Source organism: Bathymodiolus heckerae thiotrophic gill symbiont (genome assembly GCF_900128515.1).
Classification (GTDB): Bacteria; Pseudomonadota; Gammaproteobacteria; order PS1; family Pseudothioglobaceae; genus Thioglobus_A.
This window is the reverse complement of the sequence record NZ_FQTP01000125.1, coordinates 1-3,215: the sequence shown is the minus strand read 5'-3', so window position 1 is coordinate 3,215 and position 3,215 is coordinate 1. Positions and strand designations below refer to the sequence as shown.

Here is a 3,215-nt window from a genome sequence, read left to right as displayed (position 1 = left end):
TTTTGAAAAAGTGAGGATTGCCACTTTGAATGTTTTTTATGAATGAGGCCGGTCGGAGCGGAAATTATAAACCAGCTTTCAATAATCACCTTCGCTTTTTTGGAAGTTATTTTTCTGAAAGTCTATAATATAGAAAAAAATCGTTCAATTTTACATGGATAATGCCGCTCTTGATAGAGATTAAAATAGAAAGAGTGCAAAACCGATGTAAAATTTGTCTATTCAGGGTAGGGCGTGGCTTTAGCCCGTGACAATCAACATCGTTCCCATGCTCCGCGTGGGAATGCATAATATACAATTAAAGTGCATCGTGAATACGGTGGGTTAAAGCCTCACCCTACAGATAAAAAACCTACGCTATCAATATGCAAGAAGGCTAAACGTAACTAGGTACTGGCAAATAGTGCTAAACTAAATATCTGCAAATGCAAAGCCAGACTCCGACACTTGCGTATACAAAATGCCACATAGTCTTATCAACAACCAACTTGATTTTATACTCTTCGAAGAAGGGAGTTTTTCACCTTTAAACTGGTTACTGAGAGAAGGGCACCTTGACTATAATGATTATCTAGACTGGAAAAAAGGCACAACAAAATACTTAGAAGATCATTTTAAAACCCCCGTCGCTACCATAATAACTGCTTTAGAGACTGTTAAAGCTTACGCGGGCTTACTTAAACTAGAATCTTCCAGAGAAACCTACCTATCAACGGATAATCAAACACTACATTTTTGTCGCTCAGCGGCAGATGAGCTTATCTTCACAACTGTGTATGAGCCTGCTCATGATCGCATACAAATGGATTTGTTTTTTGATAGTGCGGATAGCTGTGCTGTAGCAAACGTAGTCAACGCAATTATCGAAGGGGATAGTCTAAATATTGCTGATTTACTGCTGAAATTAGCGACTTTAAATCCAGATAAACATTTACGATTCAAACAGCTATTGGGTTTTGAGCAACAAATAATACACAATACATTAAGCACTGAGCAAAGAATAGCTGTCCTTATACAAAACACAACCCCGCTGGCTTTTGAGTTGTTAGGACGATTTACGCTCGATTTTCTGACACCTTTATGGCACACACTTTCTGCAGAAGTAGCAGATTTGCATTTTGATGCTGACCAGCCTCAAAATCATTTAAGCTTTACCGCCTTTAAGGAATTTCAATGGCAGCAAGCCCTGCAGTCAATTAAGCGGGAAAAGGACTGGAACAAACAGCCGCTATTAATATTTCGCTATGCTGAATCCTGTTTTAAACTCAATAAAGACAGGGAAGGAATAGAGCACTGGTTTGAATTGTTTATCCGCTTTCCCGATGATGCTGAGTGCTTAATTAAAGACAGTGCTAATCGCTTAATGTTTGCTGACTGGCAGTCCTTCGCCGAATTAGACCCTGAGCTGGAGTCTTCATTATTTCCTGCCTGGGTGGTGATGAATAAACCCGCCCTTGCAAAAAACACAGTGACTTCTGAAGTGATAGACAATGAAGCTTTGCAGCTTATAAAACAACTTAGCCTCAATACGCAAGAAGTCATCAATGACACAGTTATCCAGCTTAGAGCCAGATTGCAACAAAGCAGTCCCGCATTATTTGTTCATTATATGAGAGCTAATTCAGAGGATTATTAGAGCTCATTAATTACCATGAAGGACATGAAGAGCGTGAAGGAAAAGAGAAAGATTCTTATTGAACAGCCTGCTGGAGAACATGAAGTGCTGCAATAAAACTTATACTGTAAATTGGAGCATAGCTTCAATGCCTTCATGTTCTTCATGGTAAATAATAAATGGCATTGTATAGAATCAGCATCGAATAAAGTATCTCCCACAACGGAACTTTTTCTTTTCCGTAAGACTGTAAATAATGACACAATACGCATCTTTAATAATACAAATAAGTGCAATGTTACTAAACAAAGGATCAGATGATAACCGGTGAACTTAAAAATCAGGTGGATAAAATATGGGAAGCATTCTGGACCGGCGGGATTAGTAATCCGCTAACAGTCATTGAGCAATTCACCTTTCTATTATTCTTACGCCGCCTGGATGAACGCCAACTCCTGGCTGAAAAGAAAGCCAATATGATAGGTGGCAGTGTAGAGAAGCCAATCTATCTTGCAGTGCATCAGAAATTTCGCTGGCATACCTTTAAGAATTTAGACCCAGAATCCCTGTTTGCCTTATTTACCCAACCACAAGTTGATAGCGACAACCTCACCACCTTTGAATTTATGAAGCAGCTCGGCAGTCATGCGGGTGTCTTTGCTGAATTTATGAAAGGGGCGACCTTTATGATCCCGACACCTAAACTGTTAGATCAAGTCGTGCAAATGATCGACAAAATCCAGATGGATGACCGGGATACCAAAGGCGATCTATACGAATACCTGTTATCAAAAATCGCCACCGCAGGCACCAACGGACAATTCAGAACCCCGCGCCATATTATTAAAATGATGGTGGAAATCATGCAGCCTACCCAGGAAGATAGCTTATGTGATCCTGCCTGCGGTACCGCAGGGTTTCTGGTCGCTACGGGAGAATATATCCACGATCATCATCCTGACTGGTTTCATCAGCAAGCCTTTAGAGCGCACTATAATCGCGCTATGTTTACCGGTATAGAGTTTGATAGCACCATGCTGCGTATCGCTGCCATGAACCTACAATTACATGGTATCGATAGCCCACAACTTATTGGCCGCGATGCCTTAAGTGAGGCTAATGCAGAAATGCGTGATCAGTACAGCCTTATCCTCGCCAATCCCCCGTTTAAAGGCTCACTGGATTATGACAGTGTTGAACACTCCTTACATAAAACCGTTAAGACCAAAAAGACCGAACTGCTATTTATCGCTTTAATCTTACGGCTACCCACTTAACTGAAGTTTCCTAATTTTTAGCGCACACAAACATTAGTAAAGGCTAATTTTGAAAAATATTACCATTAACTAATATAGGTGAGTTGCATTATCGAAAAAAAGATATATTAGTTTAAAAACAACAGGTTAATGATGAATGAGACCTGGTTTTGGTGTATAATAAAAGTTTCTAACGCATTGATTATACAAACAAAACGGCCTCATTCATGTTCATTTTACGCGATATTTTACTTCCGCTTCAAGATCATTTTTCGCAAACCGATTTAGGCCGTGAACGAGCCTCTTTATTTGTTTACACGATACTGTCTATTATCGTTCCTTTC

The 3,215-nt window shown here is 39.9% G+C and carries 1 protein-coding gene and 1 pseudogene; both read left to right on the top strand.

Annotated elements, in window-relative coordinates; translation table 11 throughout:
- Positions 1–460: 460 nt before the first annotated feature.
- Positions 461–1,636 (top strand): hypothetical protein, encoded by a 1,176-nt coding sequence (locus tag BTHERMOSOX_RS09960; RefSeq protein ID WP_138121014.1) that lies wholly within the window; start codon positions 461–463, stop codon positions 1,634–1,636.
- A 296-nt stretch (positions 1,637–1,932) separates the two neighbouring features.
- A pseudogene (locus tag BTHERMOSOX_RS09955) lies at positions 1,933–2,883 on the top strand (type I restriction-modification system subunit M); the annotation flags it as partial.
- Positions 2,884–3,215: the final 332 nt, after the last annotated feature.